A 19,848-nucleotide genomic window follows, 5' to 3' on the forward strand; every position below is an offset into this window, starting at 1 on the left:
GCTTAAAGGGTCGGTAAGCCGTACCTGTGAATTTTTTCTAATAGTTCTCTGTTGGCTGACAGCGCCTGGCGCATCGCCGCCGTTTTCTTCTGATTGTCCTGAAAATACTGTCGCGCTTTTTGCTGCAATGAGGCTTTGTCATTGGCATAGTGGCAGTCCAGCCCCATGCCCATCAACACATACTGATAACTGGCGGCCGGAAACAGCTGATCAGCCTGACGGATATCGGCTGGCATAGGCGGCTGATGCCGCCAAAGCTGCAGCAGCTGTTGCAGCGACTCCGGAATGCTGTTGCGTTCGCGGTGCATAAACCAATAGTCATGGTCGGCCCGGCGGCTCAGCACATAGTGTAATTTGAGGAATTCGACAATTTGTTGCCAGTGCTGCTGAAAGCCTGCATTGATGCGGGCCGCCATTACCGGCAACAGGCTGAGATCACCTGGCAGCATGGCCGCCAGGGTTTTGGCTGTCCATTCCACCAGTGCCAGCGCAGACGCTTCCAGTGGTTCAATAAAACCTGCCGCCATGCCTATCGCCACACAGTTTTTCTCAAAACAGCGGGCCCGATAACCAGGTTCAAAACGCAGTAAACGCGCGTCGTCTGCGTTGGCGTCGGCCAGGTCCGGCTGCGCATCCAGGTAAGACGCCAGACGCTGCCTGGCCTGTTCTTCACTGCAATGCGCCGATGAAAACACATGGCCGATGCCACGACGGCTTGGCAGCGCGATATCCCACACCCAGCCCGCCGGCTGAGCTGTGGCTTTAGTGCAGCTGGCAATAGGGCTGTCAGGCCTGGCATAAGGCACCTGAATGGCCAAAGCACTGTCATTAAACAAAATATGCTGCTGGCTCACCCAGGGAACCTGCAGCTGTTCGCCCAGCAGCAAGGATGCCTGACCGGAACAGTCGACAAATAAATCAGCGGCTACGCGCTCGCCATTCTGGCCCACCACAGCGGCGATGCGGCCATCCGGCTGCATTTCCACCGCGCCAATATGCATCGGCAGGTACTGCACACCCAGCTTGCTGGTGGCGTGTTGCTGCAACAATTGGGTGAATTTACCGGCGTTTAAGTGATACCCGTAGTTGTTGATAAAGCTGTATTGGGCGGTGCTGATTTGTTTTGGCGCCAGCCCAAGTGTGACCAGGTCTTGCTGCGGGCAGACGGCACCGGCAAAACTGACTTCGCTGGCAAAAGGCAACCAATAAGGCGCCAGGTTGAATTCGGGGTAACCGGCTGGCAAGGTAAAGGGGTGCAGGTAATAACCCTGCCCGGCGCCATGCCAGTCATAAAATTCGGAGCCTTGCTTAAAGCTGGCTTCACAGGCAATTAAAAATTCAGTTTCGGACAAACCGATTTTTTCGAGGGTGTGGCGCATTGAAGGCCAGGTGCCTTCCCCTACGCCAATAATTTGCACGTCCGGTGATTCAATTAGCGTGATTTGGACTTTGGCCTGCGCCAAGGCTTTGCCTTGATCATAATTCAGCTCAGTTGCCAATAACGAAGCCGTCAGCCAGCCTGCGGCGCCGCCTCCGACAATGACAATCTGTTGTATCGCTGTATTCATAGCAGAGCCTGTTCAACTGCAAAATTCCGGCAGGATGAATAAGAGGGTGACGTGTTTGCCACCCTCTGTCCACCTTCAGTGATTAGAAGGTATAGCGGGCACCAAAGCTGTAGCGTGGGCCTGTTTCAACCAGACTCAGCACTTGCTCTTTGGCACGACCATGCACCCTGGTGTACTCGTCAGTGATATTCAGAGCTTCCAGATACAGAGTCAAGCCTTCCACCTGAGGGATGTCGTAGCTGACAGAGGCGTCAATCTGCGAATAAGCCTCAGTGTATTTCGGGTTGGCACCAGTGTCCTGACCACGGGAGTTCAGGAACTCGTCACGCCAGTTGTACGCCACACGGGCCTGGAAGCCATAATTCTCATAAAACACCACCAGGTTGGCCGTGTCGCTCAGACCAATCAGCGCAGGCTGGTCAACCAGCAGGTAGTTGTCATAAGTACGGCCACTGTCCACCATGGTGTAGTTGGCTAACACGCCAAAACCGGTTTCACCGAAAGCGTGCTGGACTGCAAACTCCCAGCCGTCGATCACTTCAGAATCAGCGCCGTTGGATGGCGTATTGATCTTGAAGATCATCAGCTCATCTTCACCTGCCACACCAGAGATGGTTTTGCCTGCCACATCCACACTAGGATCTGAACCGTAGTTAGCGAAAATCCAGTTACGGATTGCCGCCGCGTCAGGACCTACAGCAGCCAATGCTTCACGGTATTTTTTACCATCCGCAGGGTTTGGAATGCTGTAAATGGTCGAATCAACCACTGTGTTGCTGATAAAGTTTTTGGTGTCTTTACGGAAGTAACCGACAGACGCATAGCTTGACGGTGCGTAGTACCATTCCAGCGACAGGTCGATATTTTCCGATTCCAGCGGTAACAGGCTTGGGTTACCGGCCGAGCCGCTACCACCAGCACGGTTCGCCAGAGTACCGACCACTGTGCCACCCTGAATGGACACATAGTCCGGACGGCCTATGGTTTCGCTATAGGCAAAACGGGCCATGACGTCGTCCATCACTTCAATATTGAAATTGAAGTTTGGCAGCACGTAATCGTAATCACCTGTTTGTGTCTGGAACTCACGGTCACCTGTGGCTACCAGGGCAATCTCTGTGTCTGCAATCCAGTTAGCACCGTCATAAGACGCTACCGCTGAAGTGGAGGTGACGTCCGTTTTTTCATAACGCACACCGACATGCACGTCATAAGGACGGCCAGCCCATTCGCTTTCGTAGTTGTACTGCACATACAACGCCTGAGACTCTTCCATGGTGTAACGGTCGGTGTCACGGGCATAGTCAGTGGACGGGCAGAAATCTGTACCACAGTCACCAGCACCAGTGTAACCAGCCGGGGTATACAGCTGTTCAGCTCTGTCGCGGATCTTGTTGAAATCCCAGAAGAACATTTTGTTCAGCACTTCAAAACTCTGGCCAGAAGCGATAGAGAAATCGCCGCCATGGGCTTTGAATTTATCGTGAATGGTTTCAACCGGGAACAAGGAAGCATCAAAGTCGCCAGCATTACCGACGCCACCCCAGTCGTTCCGTTGCACGTTGACTGATTGTGAGTGGTTATCCACGTCCGTCAGTGAAATACCGAAGTCAATGCTACCTGCATCTTCAAATACGTATTCACCACGCAGTTGGTACTGGTCAATTTCTGACTTGTTACGGGCATTACTGAAGGTACTGCCTGTCACCAACATATCAGACGGCTGGATGGAATTGCCGCCTGCCACCGCCAGAATGGGCAGATCACCGGTAAAGTCGGTTGCAGCTGCTGTACGGACGAAGCCAGCCATACTCAGGGTGTTACTGGAACCCAAGGCGTGGTTAGGCTTGAATTCAGCGCTGGATTTGTGCGCGTCAAAATTCAGGTTCAGATTGTCTGTGGCCTGCCAGTCCAGGTTGAAACCAACAGAACCGCTTTGGTTGCGCACGCCGTAATCGCCTGCACCCATAGATAAATCCTGAGGTGTGGCATAGGTTTCAGAATACAGCAGTGGTGAAGACACCGGACCATCAGTCCAGATGTTCTGTGACGGCACAAAGGTAAACCAGGCAGAGACATCGTGATACTGGGTATCGATGTCATTGCGCATGTAGGTGTAATCCAGGCTGGCGGTCAGGTTATCGGTCGGCGCATATTGCAGCACCAGCTGGCCGTTGGTCCGTTCACGTTGCTGTTCTTCAAACTTGTAAATGGTGGTTTGCGGAACTGAGTAGATGTCATCCGGACCAGGACGGTTGACCTGACCCGCTTGAGGCACGCCACCCCAGGCGCCAGTGCCACCAGCCCAGTCATCGTCCGCAGTACCGGCGAAGCTGCGCCAGCCTGTGCCGACGTTGGCTTGCTGGTTACCACTTTCACGCTCCTGATAGCTGGCAGCAATCAGCACGCCAAACTTGCCATCGTCTGTTTTAGTGGAATACAAACCCGAAAGTTCAGGCGTAGCTGAACCTGTCTCAGAAGACTGGTCGTCTACCATGGCGACGTTCACTGTGGCTTTTTGTGAGCCTACAGTCAGTGGTCGCAAGGTTTGAATATCGATAGTAGAACCGATACCACCAGTGGCATGTTTTGCCTGGCTGGTTTTGTTCACTTCCACACCGCTGATTAAATCAGAGGCGATGTTGGCGAAGTCAAACGAGCGGGAGCCGGTGGTCACTGGCATCTGACGGCCGTTTAAGGTCACCAGGTTGAAGTCCGGGCCAAAACCACGGACAGACACTTTACTGCCTTCACCATTAACGCGGTCAATCGATACGCCGCTGATGCGCTGTAAAGATTCCGCTAAGTTGGTATCCGGGAATTTACCGATATCTTCGGCCGAAATGGCATCCACAATACCTGTGGATGAACGTTTGGTGTCCATAGACTTAATCAGACTGCCACGGATACCCGTTACAGCTATTACTTCTACGTTTTCTTCTTTTTTGGATGCAGCCTGATCATCAGCTGCATACGCAGGTGCCAATGCCCCAACACCGAGCACCAAAGACAAGCTGGTGGCCAGCCTGGTTTTGGTAAAGGTTTTCGAGTTCATGAATGTTTCCCTGTCGACTGTGCTTAGTTTCGTTGTTTGTCGGGTTTGCACAGGTGCTTGCACCATTAGCAAACAGCGCACTTCTGAAAGCGCTTTCAGAAGTTAGGTTAATTTTTCTAAACCGTCAATACAATAAAAATAAATCCATTAAAAAGAACATAAAATGAGCAGCACAAATTAATAATAACTGATATTTTTCATAAAGATAAAACGAAACCCTTTGTTGCACCCTCCGCAAAGCGCACAAAAATACAGCTGACCGATGCGAACAAATTTGCTACAACCAGCCAAGGTACAGATTAAAAAATCATTGGCACAACGGTCATTTTCAGCTATTTATGAAAGCGTTTTCAAAAAACTAAAAAACCGGCACTGAAGGCTCTGCTCTTTCACCGGCGGATAACATAAATGGTCAGCTCCCCGCTGATCGGGACAACAGGACAGCAAAAGATGCATCGACTTTATCCATTAGCCGCAGCAATAGCTTTGGCTCTGACTGCTTGCACGCCACAACAGGCCGCCCCTGAGCAGACCGCCGTGACAGACACCGCCAGCTTATGGCCAGAACACCATAGCCCGCTGCCCGCCAATGCGGAAAAAGAACAGCAGCTAAGCCAGCTGATCCAGAACATGACCGTAGAGCAAAAAGTGGCGCAGCTGATCCAGCCGGATATCCGCTGGATGACGCTGGACGATATGCGCACTTATGGCTTTGGTTCTTACCTGAATGGTGGCGGTGCTTATCCAAATGACAATAAAGCCGCCAGCGCGGCCGATTGGCTGGCCTTAGCGCAACAGCTGCATGAAGCAGGTGTAGACGCCAGCAAAGACGGCAGCAGCATTCCGCCAATTTGGGGCACAGACGCCGTACACGGCCACAACAATGTACGTGGCGCCACTGTGTTTCCGCACAACGTGGCCTTAGGTGCGGCCAATAACCCGGCTTTGGTGGAAGCCATAGGTAAAGCCACCGCCGAAGAAGTCGCCGCGACTGGTATTCATTGGGTGTTTGCTCCCACTGTTGCCGTCGCCCGCGATGACCGCTGGGGCCGCAGCTATGAAAGTTACTCAGAAGACCCTGCCTTAGTGAAAAGCCTGGGCGCAGCACTGGTCAAAGGTTTACAAGGCCCAATTGGCGCTGAATTTCTGGCACCGGGCCGGGTGATTGCAACCGCCAAACACTACCTGGCTGACGGCGGCACCAACGGAGGTAAAGATCAGGGCAACGCAGAGATTACCGAACAACAGCTGATTGACCTGCATGCGCAGGGCTATTTCAGTAGCCTGGACGCTGGCGTGCAAACCGTCATGGCGTCGTTCAGCAGCTGGAATGGCGAAAAAATGCATGGCAATGGCTACCTGCTGACCGACGTGCTGAAAAAGCGCTTAGGTTTTGATGGTGTGGTGGTTGGTGACTGGAATGGTCACGGCCAGGTGCCCGGCTGCACCAACCAGAGCTGTGCCGCCGCCATTAACGCCGGTGTCGATATTCTGATGGTGCCTGAACACTGGAAAGACCTGTACCACAATACGCTGGCCCAGGCCAAAGCCGGTGAAATCAGTGCAGAACGGCTGGATGATGCCGTGCGCCGTATCTTGCGGGTGAAGCAGCGCGCTGGCTTACTGGACAACCCACAAGGCCCAGCCAGCAACCCATTCGCAGGTAAACAAGAAGTGATTGGCGCTCCGGAACATCTGGCGCTGGCCGCTCAGGCAGTGCGCGAATCGCTGGTGCTGCTGAAGAACAATGATCAGCTGTTACCGCTGAACCCGAAACAACGCATTTTGGTGACTGGTGATGGCGCTGATTCGATTGCCAAACAAAGCGGTGGTTGGACTGTGACCTGGCAAGGTACAGGCACCAGCAATGACGACTTCCCTCAAGGCCAGAGTATTTATGCCGGCATTGCTGCCCAGGTGCAGGCCGCTGGTGGCTCGGTCGAGCTGAGCAGCGACGGCAGCTTTAAAGACAAGCCGGACGTGGCTGTGGTGGTGATTGGTGAAAACCCGTACGCCGAGTTTGATGGTGACACGCCAAGCCTGGATTATCAGGCCGGTAAAAACAGCGACGAAGCCCTGCTGAAACAACTGAAAGCAGCTGGCATTCCGGTGGTGACGGTATTCCTGTCCGGCCGCCCGCTGTGGGTCAACCCGGAGCTGAATGCGTCCAACGCTTTTGTGGCTGCCTGGTTGCCGGGTACCTCAGCCGGCGCTATGGCCGACCTGTTATTACGTGACAGCGAAGGCAAAGTGCAGCAGGACTTCAAAGGTAAATTGTCCTTCTCCTGGCCAAAAACAGCCGACTCTCAGCCGCTGAACCAGGGCGATGCCGGCTACGACCCGCTATTTGCGCTGGGCTATGGCCTGAGTGTGCAGGACAAGGTGGTAGTGCCGGAGTTACCTGAACAAGCCGCTGGTCAGCAATCGGCTCAAGGCAGCTTCGCCTTGTTTGAACGCCGCGCCGCCAATGGCCTGAATCTGCATCTGGCCGACGCAACCGCGTCGGTGCTGGTCAATGCCAACAAGGTACAAAGTGCTGATGGCAGCCTGAAACTGGCGGCTGTGAACTGGCAAAAACAGGAAGACGCGTTGCAACTGAGCTGGTCTGCAGGTTCCAAAGCCGCCCTGGTGTTACAAGCCGCCCGTCCATTTGATGCCTCCGGTTACCAGCAACTGCAGTTTGATCTGAACTGGACAGCGGCCCCAACGGCCCCGGTGATGCTGGGCGCATCTTGTGGCAGCGGCTGCGGTGGTGCCGTGGATTTAGTGCCGCAACTGAGCAGTCAAACGGCCGGTGAATGGCACAGCATCACAGTGAATTTAGCCTGCCTGGCTGACGCCGGTGCCGCGCTGAATCACCTGGAGCAGCCATTCAGCCTGCAAAGCAGCGGTGCATGGCAAGCCAAAATTGCCAATATCCGCCTGGTTCCTGCGGCCGCAACAGACTGCGCAGCCAAGTAACTAAACCCCTGAACGGGCGGCCTGGCCGCCCCTTTTATTGAGTACATTGGGATGAACACAGTATCGACCACGGACAGCCAAAGCGGCCAGCCAAACCTGAGCAGCTGGGCCTTACCCAGCCTGACCTTTCTGTTTTTTATCTGGGGTTTTATTACCTGTCTGAACGACATTCTGATCCCGCACTTAAAAGCAGTATTTGACCTGAACTACACCCAGGCCATGCTGATCCAGTTTTGTTTTTTCACCGCGTATTTCCTGGTGTCATTACCAGCCGGCGCGCTGATTAACAAAGTGGGTTACCAGAAAGGCATAGTACTGGGGCTGCTGATTGCTGGTTTTGGCACGCTGAATTTTATTCCGGCTGCCCAGCTGCACAGCTACCCCTGGTTTCTGGCGGCACTCTTTGTGATGGCGTCCGGTATCACCATTTTGCAGGTGGCTGCCAACCCGTACGTGACTATTCTGGGCCCTGAACGCACCGCATCCAGCCGCTTAACCATGACTCAGGCCTTTAACTCGCTGGGCACTACGCTGGCGCCATTGTTTGGTGCCTCTTTGATCCTGGGCACACTGAACAGCGGCGAAGGTGCCGAGTCGGTGCAACTGCCTTACCTGCTCCTGACCGCGGCCTTGTTTTTGGTGGCTTTTGTGTTTTCACGGCTGAACCTGCCGGTGGTGCAAGATGAAAAAGCCGCCCAGTCGGTGTCGCTGTCGGCGCTGAAACCTTACCGCCATGTCTGGTGGGGTGCGCTGGGTATCTTTATGTATGTCGGTGCCGAAGTGTCGGTGGGCTCCACCCTGGTGAATTTTATTGGCACTGAGCATGTACTGGCGCTGGCAGAAGCCGAAGCCGCGCACTATGTCGCCTGGTACTGGGGTGGCGCTATGGTCGGCCGTTTTATCGGGGCCGCTCTGATGCAGCGCATTCCGGCCGGTTTGTTATTGGCTGTGCATGCGGTGGCCGCGTCGGCGCTGATCCTGTTGGCGATGGGCAGCACAGGTCAGCTGGCTCTCTGGACTATTCTGGCCGTCGGCCTGGCCAACTCCATTATGTTCCCAACCATTTTCAGCCTGGCGTTGCAGGGCCTGAAACAACATACCAGCCAGGGTGCAGGTTTGTTGTGTCTGGCGATCGTCGGCGGCGCCATAGTGCCGGTCGGTCAGGGTTTATTGGCCGATCAGTTTGGTCTGACACTGTCATTCCTGTTACCAGCAGCTTGTTACGTCTATATCGCCTGGTTCGGTCTGAAAGGCCATAAAGCCAATTAACGGTTTCCGGCCTGAGCTGACTCAGGCCACAGGCGATACTTCCCCCGGTTGGTGCCGCCTGTTTCTTCTTTAACAAAAAGGGGTCTGGTATTAGGGTCAACTGGTATTGGGGTCAGGTCTTGTATTTTGCGTTTCAATGCAAAATACAAGACCTGACCCCTTTTCTTATTTGGGAATGTTACGCCGGTTTGATACGGAAGCGGGACAACGCAAGGTAAACAGCCGGGGTGCTGTACAGCGTCAGTAACTGGCTGACCACCAGGCCACCCACTATGGTAATGCCGAGCGGCTGGCGCAGTTCCGAGCCTTCACCCATCCCAAACAACAGCGGCACCGCTCCCAGAATGGCGGCAAAGTTGGTCATCAGAATAGGCCGTAAGCGCTGTGCAGCCGCCTGGATCACCGCCTGTTTCGGGCTCAGCCCCTGCTGACGTTCAGCATGCAGCGCAAAGTCGACCAGCAGAATGGCGTTTTTGACCACTATACCAATCAGCAAAAACAGCCCCAGCAGCGCAATCAGGTTCAGGTCGGTATTGCTGAAATACAACGCCAGCAAGGCCCCTAAGCCAGCACAAGGCAAGGTGGATAAAATAGTCAGTGGCTGCAGCGTGCTTTCATACAGAATACCCATCAGCAAATACACAGTCAGCACCACGCCGACAATCAGCCAGGCCGGGCTGCCGGTGTTAAACATGGCATTGTTCTGACTGGCACCGTTTTGGGTGATCACAGAGGTAGGCACCATCACTTCAGCCAACACCCGTTCAATTGCTGCGTCTGCCTGCTGCGCAGTGACACCTGGGGCCAGCGCATAACCAATACCCTGTGAAGCAAACTGGCCATCATGGCGAATCCGGTCATTCGACATGCCGTACTGGTAACTGGCAATAGCCGCCAGCGGCACCCGCTCGCCAGTTGAGGTGATCAACTGCAGCTGCTGCAACACTTCAGGCTGAGCTGTGTACCCTGGCGTCAGTTCCATCACCACTTTGTACTGGTTCAGCTCGTCGTACATAGTCGCCACCTGACGCTGCGAAAAGCTGTTGTTCAGCAAGGTCGCGACGGTGCGCATGTCCACGCCTAACCGCTGCGCCGCTTCGCGGTCAATAGTCAGCTCAATCTGCTGGGTGTCATCGCCGCTGGGCGTGTCGACATCGGTCAGCTCCGGCAGCTCCTGCAGCCGCTCTGCCACTTTTTTGCTCCAGGTTTTCAGCAGTTTGATGTCGTCAGCCAGCATCAGCACTTCATAGTCACTGCGGCTAAATGGTGACGACAGACGAATATCCTGATCAACGCCCATAAACATCATGCCGCCCGGCACTTTCGGTGCTGTCATCCGCAAACGGTTCACCACCTCTTGCGCCGATACTTTGCGCTCGGCTAAAGGTTTTAACCGCACCCGCATCCAGCTGTTGCTGATACCTGTATCCCCGCCGCTGGAGCCTGTCACATCGGCCACTGCCGGGTCTTTTAAAATATGCTGACGGAAGGCTTCGATTTTCGGCTGCATAACCTGAAACGACATGCCGTCATCCCCGCGCACAAAGCCATTCAGCTGGCCCGTGTCCTGCTCAGGTAACAAGCCGGTCGGCACCTTGGTATATAACCAGCCGGTGGCCGCCATCAGCAGTGCCAGCACCAGCAGCACCCAACGGTAATGCTCCAGGCTCCAGGCCACGCTGTGCTGATACTTCTGCTGCAGCCGGGTAAAAAAGCCAGCTGAGTCTGTATGCGAGCGGTCCGCTTTTAAGATCAGCGCCGACAAGCTGGGCGTTAAAGTCAAGGACACCAGCAGACTGATCACCATAGCGGCGGCCAGCGTAATCGAGAACTCGCGGAACAACCGCTCAACCAGCCCGCCCATAAACAGCAAGGACAGGAAAATCACCACCAGCGCCAGGTTCATCGCCAGCAGGGTGGCGCTGACTTCAGCAGCGCCGGTGCGGGCCGCTTGCAGTGGCGACAAGCCACGTTCGATATGGCGTTTAATGTTTTCCACCACCACAATGGCGTCGTCCACCACCAGGCCGGTCGCCACAATCAGCGCCATCACCGACAGGTTGTTCAGCGAAAAGTCGCACAGATACATCACGGCAAAAGCACCGACCAACGACACCGGAATAGCCAGGCTGGGGATCAGCGCACTGCGCAGCTGGCCCAAAAAGACCCAAACCACCAGCACCACCAAAGCCACCGCAATCAACAAGGTAATTTGCGCTTCGTCCAGCGTGGCGCGGATGCCTGGGCTGCGGTCCATCACGACCGTCAGGCTGGCACCATCCGGCACCAAGGCCTGCAACTGCGGCATCTGGCTGTAAATCAGGTCAATGGTTTCGACAATATTGGCGCCGGTACGTCGGCTGACCAGCAGGATCACCGCATCTTTGTCGTTATGAAAACCGGCGCTGTAACGGTTTTCGGTGGAGTCACTGACTTTAGCGATGTCGGATAAACGAATGGGCGCGTCGTTGACGTATTTCACCACTAAATCTGTGTAGTCTTTTGCGCTGCGCATGGTTTCGCTGGCCGCAACTTGCCAGCGCTGATCATCCAGCTCAAGCACGCCCAATGGCACATTGGCGTTGGCGCTGCTCAGCGCACTGCGCACTTCATCCAGCGCCACGCCATAATGCGCCAGCATGCCGGGGTTCAGCTGCACCCGTACGGCAGGTAAAGAGGAGCCGGATACCCCAACTTCACCCACGCCCTGAATAGTGGCCAGTTTCTGCGCCAGTATGGTCGATGCTGTGTCATACAGCTGGCTGCCCGGCACTGTATTGGAGCTCAGCGCCAGCGCCATTACCGGCGCCGAGGACGGGTTCATTTTGCGGTAGGTTGGATTGCTGGTCATGCCGGACGGCAACTGGCTACGCGCCGAGTTAATCGCCGCCTGCACTTCGCGGGCCGCTTCATCCACATTGCGATCCAGCGCAAACTCCAGCCGGATTTGCGTGGAGCCCTGGCTGCTGGACGATCCCATGCGCTGCACACCGGCAATACTGCCCAGCGCCCGCTCCAGTGGTGTGGCCACTGTGGCGGCCATACTCTCAGGGCTGGCACCCGGCAGGTTCGCCGTCACCACAATCATCGGGAAATCGACCGCCGGCAAAGGCGACACCGGCAATAAGCGCCAGCACAACATGCCGAGCAGCAAAATGGCGGTGGCGATCAGGCCGCTGGCGACCGGCCGTTGAATAAAAGGCGCGGCCAGGTTCATGCTTCTGCCACCTGTTGCTGTGTTTTGCTGTCGCGGCTGAAATGACGGTCAAACCATAAGTACACCACTGGGGTGGTGAACAGCGTCAGCACCTGGCTAACCAGCAAACCACCCACCATCACCAGACCCAGCGGCTGGCGCAGTTCAGCCCCTGAACCACTGGCCAGCAATAACGGAATGGCACCAAACAGCGCGGCCAGCGTGGTCATCAGAATTGGACGGAAACGCAGCAAGGCGGCCTGATAAATCGCATCGCGTGGGCTCATGCCCTGGTTGCGCTGCGCGTCCAGCGCAAAGTCGACCATCATAATGCCGTTTTTCTTCACCAGACCAATCAATAGCACGATGCCGATCACCGCAATCAAATCCAGCGGCTGCCCGGTCAGTAACAAGGCGGCCAAAGCGCCGACAGTGGCCGACGGCAGCGTCGATAAAATGGTGACCGGGTGGATCAGACTTTCGTACAAAATACCAAGCACAATGTACATGGTCAGTACAGCCGCCAGAATCAGCCATAAGGTGTTGCTCAGCGAAGCACGGAAGGCTTCCGCAGCGCCCTGAAAGGTCAGTTCCACTTCAGCCGGCATGTTCAGTTGTTGCTGCACTTCTTCAATGGCAGCCACAGCTTCACCCAAGGAATAGCCCTCTCCCAGGTTGAACGACAAGGTGGCAGACGGGAACTGGCCCTGATGGTTGATCAGCAGTTTGGCCTGGCGCTGCGACACTTTGGCCACCGCAGACAGCGGCACTGAGGCACCGGAGGACGAGGTCAGGTACAGCTTGTCGAAAGCTGACAGACCATGCACCTGCTCTGGGTCCACTTCCAGAATAATCCGGTACTGGTTGGCCTGAGTAAACAAGGTGCTGATCTGGCGTTGGCTGTACGCACTTTGCAGTACAGCGCTGATGTCTGACACATCAATGCCCAAACGGGCAGCAGCGGTACGGTCAATGTCGATATAGGCCTGCAGCGCTTGCTGTTGCAGGTCGTGCGCTACTTCCGACAGCTCTGGCCGCTGTTGCAGTGCCGACACTAAATCCGGCAACCAGCTGTTCAGCGTGTCCTGCTCTGGCGTGGTCAGACTGAACTGGTACTGAGTACGGCTGACCCGGTCTTCAATACTGATTTCCTGCACCGGCTGGAACCAGCCTTTAATGCCCGGCACTTGTGCCACCTGCGGCTCCAGTTGCCGGATAATCTCCAGCGCAGACTGACTGCGCTCATCGTGCGATTTCAGGTTCACCAGAATACGGCCGCTGTTGATGCTGACGTTACTGCCGTCCACACCAATAAAGGACGACAGGCTGGCCACGTCCGGATGCTGCAGAATACGCTCGGCCAGTTGCTGCTGGCGCTTTGCCATGGCCTGGAACGAAATATCCTGCGGCGCTTCGGTCACTACCTGGATCACGCCACTGTCCTGCACAGGGAAGAAGCCTTTGGGTACCGCCAGATACATCACAGCGGTCAGCGCCACTGTGCCCAGCATCGCCAGCATGGCCAGCCGCTGATGCTTCAGTACCCACTGCAGCCACTCGCCATACTGGCGGATCACTTTGTCCATCAGACCATTTTGCTCGTCATGTTTCGGCAGGCTTGTCAGCAAGCGGGCACAGAGCATAGGCGTCAGGGTCAGCGACACCACCAGAGAAATGGCAATAGCCACCGCCAGCGTCACGGCAAATTCAAAGAACAAACGGCCAACCACGTCAGCCATAAACAGCAGCGGGATCAGCACCGCTATCAACGACACCGTTAAAGACACCAGGGTAAAACCAATTTCTTTGGCGCCTTTCAGTGCGGCTTCTAACGCAGAGTCACCTTCTTCACGGTGACGGGCAATGTTTTCCAGCATCACTATGGCGTCGTCCACCACAAAACCAGTGGCGATGGTCAACGCCATCAGAGTCAGGTTGTTGACTGAGAAATCGAGAAACACCATCACCGCAAAGGTACCGACCAGTGACAGCGGCACCGCTAAACTCGGGATAATAGTGGCCGGAATGGTGCGTAAAAACAGGAAGGTCACAAAGACCACCAGACCAATAGCAAACACCAGCTCTTCCTGCACGTCACGCACCGAAGCACGGATACTTTGAGTCCGGTCGGTCAGCACCTGTACATTCACTGCCGCCGGCAAAGTGGCAGTCAGTTGAGGCAACAGTTGTTGCACCCGATCCGCCACGTCAATCACGTTGGCACCAGGCTGGCGCTGAATATTCACCAGCACAGCCGGGCTGCTGTTGGCCCAGGCCGCTAAAAAGCGATCTTCTGCGCCGTTTTCGACAGACGCCACATCCTGCAGCCGAACCGGCGCACCATTGCGGTAGGCCACAATCAGCTCACGGTATTCAGCAATATCGCGAATTTGGTCGTTGGCATCGAGCATGGTGGAACGGAACGGGCCATCAAAACTGCCTTTCGGCTGATTGGTATTGGCCGAGGCAATAGCACTGCGCAAGGTTTCCATGCTCAGGTTCAGGTTGGCCAACGCGGCTGGGTTGGCTTTCACCCGAATGGCCGGGCGCTGTCCGCCAGCCAGACTGACCATACCCACGCCGGATAACTGCGCCAGCTTCTGCGCCATCCGGGTATCGACCAGGTCGTACACAGTCGGCAAGGGCAGGGTGTCCGAGCTGATAGCCAGCGTCAGAATAGGGGCGTCGGCCGGGTTGACCTTGCGGTAAATAGGCGGCGTCGGTAAGTCGTTCGGTAACAACGACGAGGCAGTATTGATAGCGGCCTGCACTTCTTGTTCGGCCACGCCCATATCCACCACCAGCGCAAACTGCAGCGTGATCACTGAGCTGCCCGCCGCACTGTTGGACGACATTTGTTTTAAGCCGGGAATTTGCCCCAGCCGCCGCTCCAGCGGCGCTGTGACGGTGCGGGCCATAATGTCTGGACTGGCACCAGGGTTAAAGGTAAACACCTGAATAATCGGGTAATCCACCTGCGGCAAGGCCGCCACCGGCAACAAGCGCCAGCTTAAAATACCGGCCACCAGTATGGCCAGCATCAGCAAGGATGTGGCCACAGGGCGCAGGATAAAGGGTTTGGATAAATTCATCGCTTAGGCCTTTGGTCGTTGCGCGGCTTGCTGTGGGGCTTTTTTCGCTGGTTCGACCGCCTGTTGATCGCGCACCAGCACTTCCACTTCACGGCCAGGACGTAACCGGTCTAAACCTTCCAGCACCACTTGTTCACCGGCTTTCAGGCCTTGTTTAATTTCAATCTGACCATTGTCGACCGTACCCAGCACCAGGTTACGCACCTGCGCCTTGTTGTCTTCGATCATATAGACATAAGTACCTTCCGAGCCATATTGCACGGCGTCCTGCGGAATGGTCACAGCGCCTTTACGCTCCGCCACATTCAGCCGCACATTAACAAACTGGTTCGGGAACAGCTCTTGTGCACTGTTGCTGAACTCTGCTTTCAGTTTCAGTGTGCCGGTGGCGGTATCAATCTGGTTATCCAGTGTGGTCAGGGTGCCTTTGGCCAGCATCAGCTGTTCGGCTCTGTCCCAGGCTTCTACCGTTAAGGTTTCACCAGCGCGCACCGCGTCCAGCACCATCTGCAGCTGAGTTTCCGGAATGGTAAAGGCCACCGCAATAGGCGACGTCTGGGTAATGCTGACCAGGCCAGTGCTGCTGTTGGCCTGCACCAGATTGCCAGCGTCCACCTGACGCAAACCTAAACGACCACTGATAGGCGCATGAATTTGGGTGTACGACAGTTGCAGTTTGGCGGCATCAATAGCAGCCTGGTTTGATTTCAACGCGCCTTTGTATTGATTCACCAGCGCTTGTTGCTGGTTGTACTGCTGCTGAGCGATGGTGTTTTGTTCTTTCAGTTTGGCAAACCGCTCTAAATCCTGTTCGGCGCTTTTTAACTGCGCCTGATTCTGTTCTTTCTGACCTATTGCCTGATCCAGTGCCACCTGATACTCGGCCGGGTCAATCCGCGCCAGTAACTGGCCTTTTTCAGCAAACTGGCCTTCTTTAAACAGCACTTCGGCCAAGGGGCCAGACACCCGGCTTTGCACCAGCACTGTATTCAGTGGTGTGACGGTACCAATGGCTTTAAGCTGCACCTTTAAGTCGTTGCTCTGTGCTGTAACCACCCGCACAGGCACTGGCATAGTCCAGGGGTTCATCGCTGCGCCAGGGCCACCGGCACGTGGGCCACCACCTGCGCGCTGCCCACCAGGGCCTGGTCGTTGTCCGGCCTGAGCACCAGCCGCCTGATCGGCCGCAGGCCAGAAGTAATAAGCAGCACCAGCTGCTAAAGCGACCACCACGGCCAGCACCAAAGGCTTTTTCCCGTTGAACATAATTTGATTCCTGTAAAGCGGCTTAAATTTTTCTGAGCGTACTCTAATGCAGAGCTTAGGCAGCCTCAACGCAGCAAGTGTCAATATTAAGTAAAGATCTGCTGACATTCGGCCAGACGCCTTGGCGCAGCGATAAAAGGCAGAGCCCACTGTCAGCCAACCGACAAAAACAGCAGCCGGACAGCTGAAAAATAAGCAAAAATGTCATGTTGCTCCTGACATAAGGTTGTCAGTTGGCTGGTTTAAGCTGCAATAAATTCACTCTGCAGGAGCGCAGCATGATCTGCCTGGACCCAACCATTGCCAGTTACTGGCACGCCTTCAGCCAGCAGGACACCGATGCGTTGCTGTCCTGCTTTGACCCAGAAGCTGTGTTGCTGTACCAGAACCAAATTTGGGTTGGCTGTGCCGACATCCAGCGCTGGCAACACCAGCATCAGCAGCAACTTCAGCTGGTGGGTGCCGCAGAGCAGGCCGGTCAGACGCTGGTGCAGGCCAGATCCGGCCAGCAAGTCTGGTGCTATATGTTTGCGCTGCAGGATGGCAAAATCAGCCGACTCATTGTAGAACCCGGAGCTGCCGCTTGAACCGAGTCGACCGTCTGCTAGCACTGATTTTGTTTTTACAAAGCCGCCGCAGCGCCACTGCCGAACTGATGGCCGAACACTTTGGCCTGAGCGTGCGCACTATTTACCGCGACATGGCCGCACTGGCCGAAGCTGGGGTGCCAGTGCTGGCCGAAGCAGGCGCCGGTTACCGGCTGATGAAAGGTTACCTGTTGCCACCGGTGAATTTCTCCGAACAGGAAGCGATGGCGCTCAGCACAGGTTTGTTGCTGGCGCAGCGCATGACGAGCCCGGGCTACACCCAGCTGATGCAAAGTGCCTTGGATAAAATCAAGGCGGTGTTACCCAATGACAGCAAAGACCGCTTGCAACACCTGGTGCGCGCTATGGCGGCGCCGCTCAGTACGCAGCCACCGGCGGCGGATCTGACCTTGCTGCAACGCGCTATTACCCACCAGCAGCTATTGCGCCTGCAGTATCAGGACGCCAGCTGGCAACAAAGTGAACGCGAAGTGGAACCGGCCGGGCTGATTTATTACCTCGGCCGCTGGCATTTTATTGGCTGGTGCCGCTTACGGCAGGACTGGCGCGACTTCAGAACAGACCGGATTTCAGCCATTGAACTACTCAGTGAGAAAGTCCCAGCTAGACCGGATTTTTCCGCGCAGGAGTTTTTACAAAGTTGTGTGCCGACTCCAGAGCTCAGCGCCCTGATCCGCTTTGCACCAGTCGCCGCTGATCGTGCCAAACGCGAATGGTGGCAGGGCTTTGGTCAGGAAAGCCACCACGAGCAGCAGGTGCAGCTGGAATTAAAAACCAGCGACTGGCGCAGCCTGGCCAGCTGGTTATTGTCCTTCGGTACCAGTGCAGAGGTGTTGCAGCCATCAGCTCTGATCGATGAAATCCGCCAGCAAAGCCAGCAACTGCTGCAGCTTTATGCCAGGTAAAGCGAACGGGTTTGCTGCATCGAATAGCGGATTAATTGCTCCAGCACCGCCAAATCAATATCGGCCAGCTTTTTAATGTAGATGCAAGCCACAGTTTTGCGGAACTTGCCCAGTTGGCTGAGCAGCAATTCCTGCTGCTGGTCTATCTCGCCACAACTCAGCACATAAAGACTGATTTCGGCCTTACGGTTGGCAAAACCTATCAGGCACATATCGCCTTCGCGGCCAGAGGCGTATTTGTAGTGGTAACTGCCAAAGCCAACAATACTGGGCCCCCACATCACAGGGCCTTCCCCAACCACACCTTGCATCAGCTGCACCAGGCGTTCGCAGTCTGCCCGCCGGGCTGGCTTTTCAATAGCGGCCAGGTAATCAGTCACAGCAACGCCGGTTGGCTGGGTTTTATTGTCTGCCATAGATAACTCATGGGTATTCAGGTGTTTAATAACCATAGCATTAGGGCTTGTTGACGTTTCAGGGTTATTTTTGCAGCCGTCTGGCCGGTTTTTATGCCAGGCAGTGCGAGTGCAGTGTAGTGTAGTGTAGTGTAGTTATTCTACATAAACGAGCACTAACGCAGCAGAAAGACCGGCCAGGCGCTGCCCTTCGGGTTCGGTCTGGCGGCGCCCTGCACTTTGTCACTCGTCGCTTATTTAGAATAACTAAACTTCGCTCCTCGTTTCGCGTTCAGAACACCGCCAGAGCGAACAAAATTTAATCTCGAAACGTCAACAAGCCCTAGTGGAACTGAACAATCTGAATCAACAAGTCACCATAAAAAAAGGCTGCCGCTAAGGGCAGCCTAAGGCAATTGATACAGAGGATACCACTGCCAATCGCCAGACCTGCAGTGAACCCAAGTTCAGAATAATAGGCACGAGCAATTAGCGCGATGTGACAAATTGTCGCAACCTGAGGATCTGGCTTGAATGATCAGCGCAGGCTAACGTCACAGCTTTGTACAATTTCGCACTAGTGAGTACCGGTTTTTTACGTTACTTTAGACTGCTTAAGGAAGCCTGAAGACCGGGGTAGCTATGCTGCGTCTTTGTTGTTGGCCAGTTATGGCACTTGCTGTGTTTGGGTCGGTGTTACCTGCACAGGCAGCACCACAGCCGATGCTGTTGCTGGAAAACCATTTACCGCAATCGGACGCCGATCGCATCAATGTCGAAACGTTGATCCTGCAGCGGCTGAGTAAAAGCGCAGCACCGGAACTGCAAATACAGCCCGTGCAACTGAGTACGCTGCGTGCCTGGCAAATGCTAAAACAACCGGGCAATTACTGTGCACTCAGCAAAATTAAAACCAAAGAACGCGAAAAGCTGCTGTATTTCGCCCGGCTCCCCACCACCATTTATCCGCCCTTGCAGCTGATAGGCACCCGCTCCTTTGGCAAAACGCCGCTGGATTTAGTCCGGTTGGTGCAACAAAAACCTGAGCTGAAAATTGGTGTGATTAGCGGCCGCAGCTATGGCGCCGAGCTGGACAAACTGATTGCCCATCACCCCAAACAATTCTTTCAGCGCAGTGGTGCCGAAGCCGCACAAAACCTGGCACTGATGCTCAGCAAAGGCCGGCTGGACGCTTTGCTGGAGTTTCCGGCCATTACCAATCGCAGCCTGCAGCACCTGCCGGAAGCGCCCAAGCTCTACCCGCACCAGCTAACTGGCCAGCCTTTGGTCAGCGGTTATCTGGCCTGCAACAAAAGTGAGCTTGGCCTGCAGATGGTGCAATGGATAGATCAGAAAATGGCGGATGCCGCCTACCAGACAGATGTACTTAAGTTGCACCAGCAGTTTTTTAGCGCCGACGATTTTGCCTTGCTGTTGCCTGAGCTGACGAAAGCCTTTCCGTTGGCGAAGCAATAAAAATAAGCCGCAACCAAGCCAGGTGGGCAACAGGCCCATTCAGCGGCTACCCGTTTA

Annotated in this window: 11 protein-coding genes; 5 read left to right on the forward strand and 6 right to left on the reverse strand. The window is 55.1% G+C overall.

Features of this window, described 5'->3' with window-relative positions; all coding sequences use genetic code 11:
* Positions 1–2: 2 nt before the first annotated feature.
* Positions 3–1,568 (reverse strand): tryptophan halogenase family protein, encoded by a 1,566-nt coding sequence (locus ACFO3I_RS01870; protein ID WP_377331287.1) that lies wholly within the window; start codon positions 1,566–1,568, stop codon positions 3–5.
* An 82-nt stretch (positions 1,569–1,650) separates the two neighbouring features.
* Complete coding sequence (locus ACFO3I_RS01875; protein WP_377331288.1) at positions 1,651–4,623, reverse strand: TonB-dependent receptor; 2,973 nt, start codon at positions 4,621–4,623, stop codon at positions 1,651–1,653.
* 450 nt (positions 4,624–5,073) lie between these two features.
* Between ACFO3I_RS01875 and ACFO3I_RS01880 the strand changes: the two genes are divergently transcribed.
* Positions 5,074–7,584 (forward strand): glycoside hydrolase family 3 protein, encoded by a 2,511-nt coding sequence (locus tag ACFO3I_RS01880; protein WP_377331290.1) that lies wholly within the window; start codon positions 5,074–5,076, stop codon positions 7,582–7,584.
* Positions 7,585–7,635: 51 nt separating this feature from the next.
* Positions 7,636–8,853: a sugar MFS transporter gene (locus ACFO3I_RS01885; protein WP_377331292.1), complete on the forward strand. Its 1,218-nt coding sequence runs from the start codon at positions 7,636–7,638 to the stop codon at positions 8,851–8,853.
* Positions 8,854–9,031: 178 nt separating this feature from the next.
* Here ACFO3I_RS01885 and ACFO3I_RS01890 read toward each other — a convergent pair whose 3' ends face one another.
* The 3 genes from ACFO3I_RS01890 to ACFO3I_RS01900 are packed head-to-tail and all read right to left on the reverse strand — an operon-like array spanning position 9,032 to position 16,407.
* Positions 9,032–12,070 (reverse strand): efflux RND transporter permease subunit, encoded by a 3,039-nt coding sequence (locus tag ACFO3I_RS01890; protein WP_377331294.1) that lies wholly within the window; start codon positions 12,068–12,070, stop codon positions 9,032–9,034.
* Complete coding sequence (locus ACFO3I_RS01895) at positions 12,067–15,141, reverse strand: multidrug efflux RND transporter permease subunit (protein ID WP_377331295.1); 3,075 nt, start codon at positions 15,139–15,141, stop codon at positions 12,067–12,069. Before ACFO3I_RS01895 ends, ACFO3I_RS01890 begins: the two co-directional genes overlap by 4 nt.
* A 3-nt stretch (positions 15,142–15,144) precedes the next feature.
* The gene (locus ACFO3I_RS01900) at positions 15,145–16,407 is read right to left on the reverse strand and encodes an MdtA/MuxA family multidrug efflux RND transporter periplasmic adaptor subunit (RefSeq protein WP_377331297.1); all 1,263 of its coding nucleotides are present in this window, start codon (positions 16,405–16,407) and stop codon (positions 15,145–15,147) included.
* A 278-nt stretch (positions 16,408–16,685) separates the two neighbouring features.
* Between ACFO3I_RS01900 and ACFO3I_RS01905 the strand changes: the two genes are divergently transcribed.
* Positions 16,686–16,994 (forward strand): nuclear transport factor 2-like protein, encoded by a 309-nt coding sequence (locus ACFO3I_RS01905; RefSeq protein ID WP_377331299.1) that lies wholly within the window; start codon positions 16,686–16,688, stop codon positions 16,992–16,994.
* Positions 16,991–17,920 (forward strand): helix-turn-helix transcriptional regulator, encoded by a 930-nt coding sequence (locus tag ACFO3I_RS01910; protein WP_377331301.1) that lies wholly within the window; start codon positions 16,991–16,993, stop codon positions 17,918–17,920. Before ACFO3I_RS01905 ends, ACFO3I_RS01910 begins: the two co-directional genes overlap by 4 nt.
* Here the strand turns inward: ACFO3I_RS01910 and ACFO3I_RS01915 are convergent.
* Positions 17,908–18,336 carry a DUF1801 domain-containing protein gene (locus ACFO3I_RS01915; protein WP_377331303.1) on the reverse strand — a complete coding sequence of 143 codons (429 nt, stop codon included), beginning with the start codon at positions 18,334–18,336 and terminating at the stop codon, positions 17,908–17,910. The genes ACFO3I_RS01910 and ACFO3I_RS01915 overlap by 13 nt on opposite strands.
* A gap of 648 nt (positions 18,337–18,984) precedes the next feature.
* Between ACFO3I_RS01915 and ACFO3I_RS01920 the strand changes: the two genes are divergently transcribed.
* The gene (locus ACFO3I_RS01920) at positions 18,985–19,791 is read left to right on the forward strand and encodes a hypothetical protein (protein WP_377331305.1); all 807 of its coding nucleotides are present in this window, start codon (positions 18,985–18,987) and stop codon (positions 19,789–19,791) included.
* Positions 19,792–19,848: the final 57 nt, after the last annotated feature.

The sequence above is a fragment of the Rheinheimera marina genome, assembly GCF_042654345.1.
Lineage (GTDB): Bacteria > Pseudomonadota > Gammaproteobacteria > Enterobacterales > Alteromonadaceae > Pararheinheimera > Pararheinheimera marina.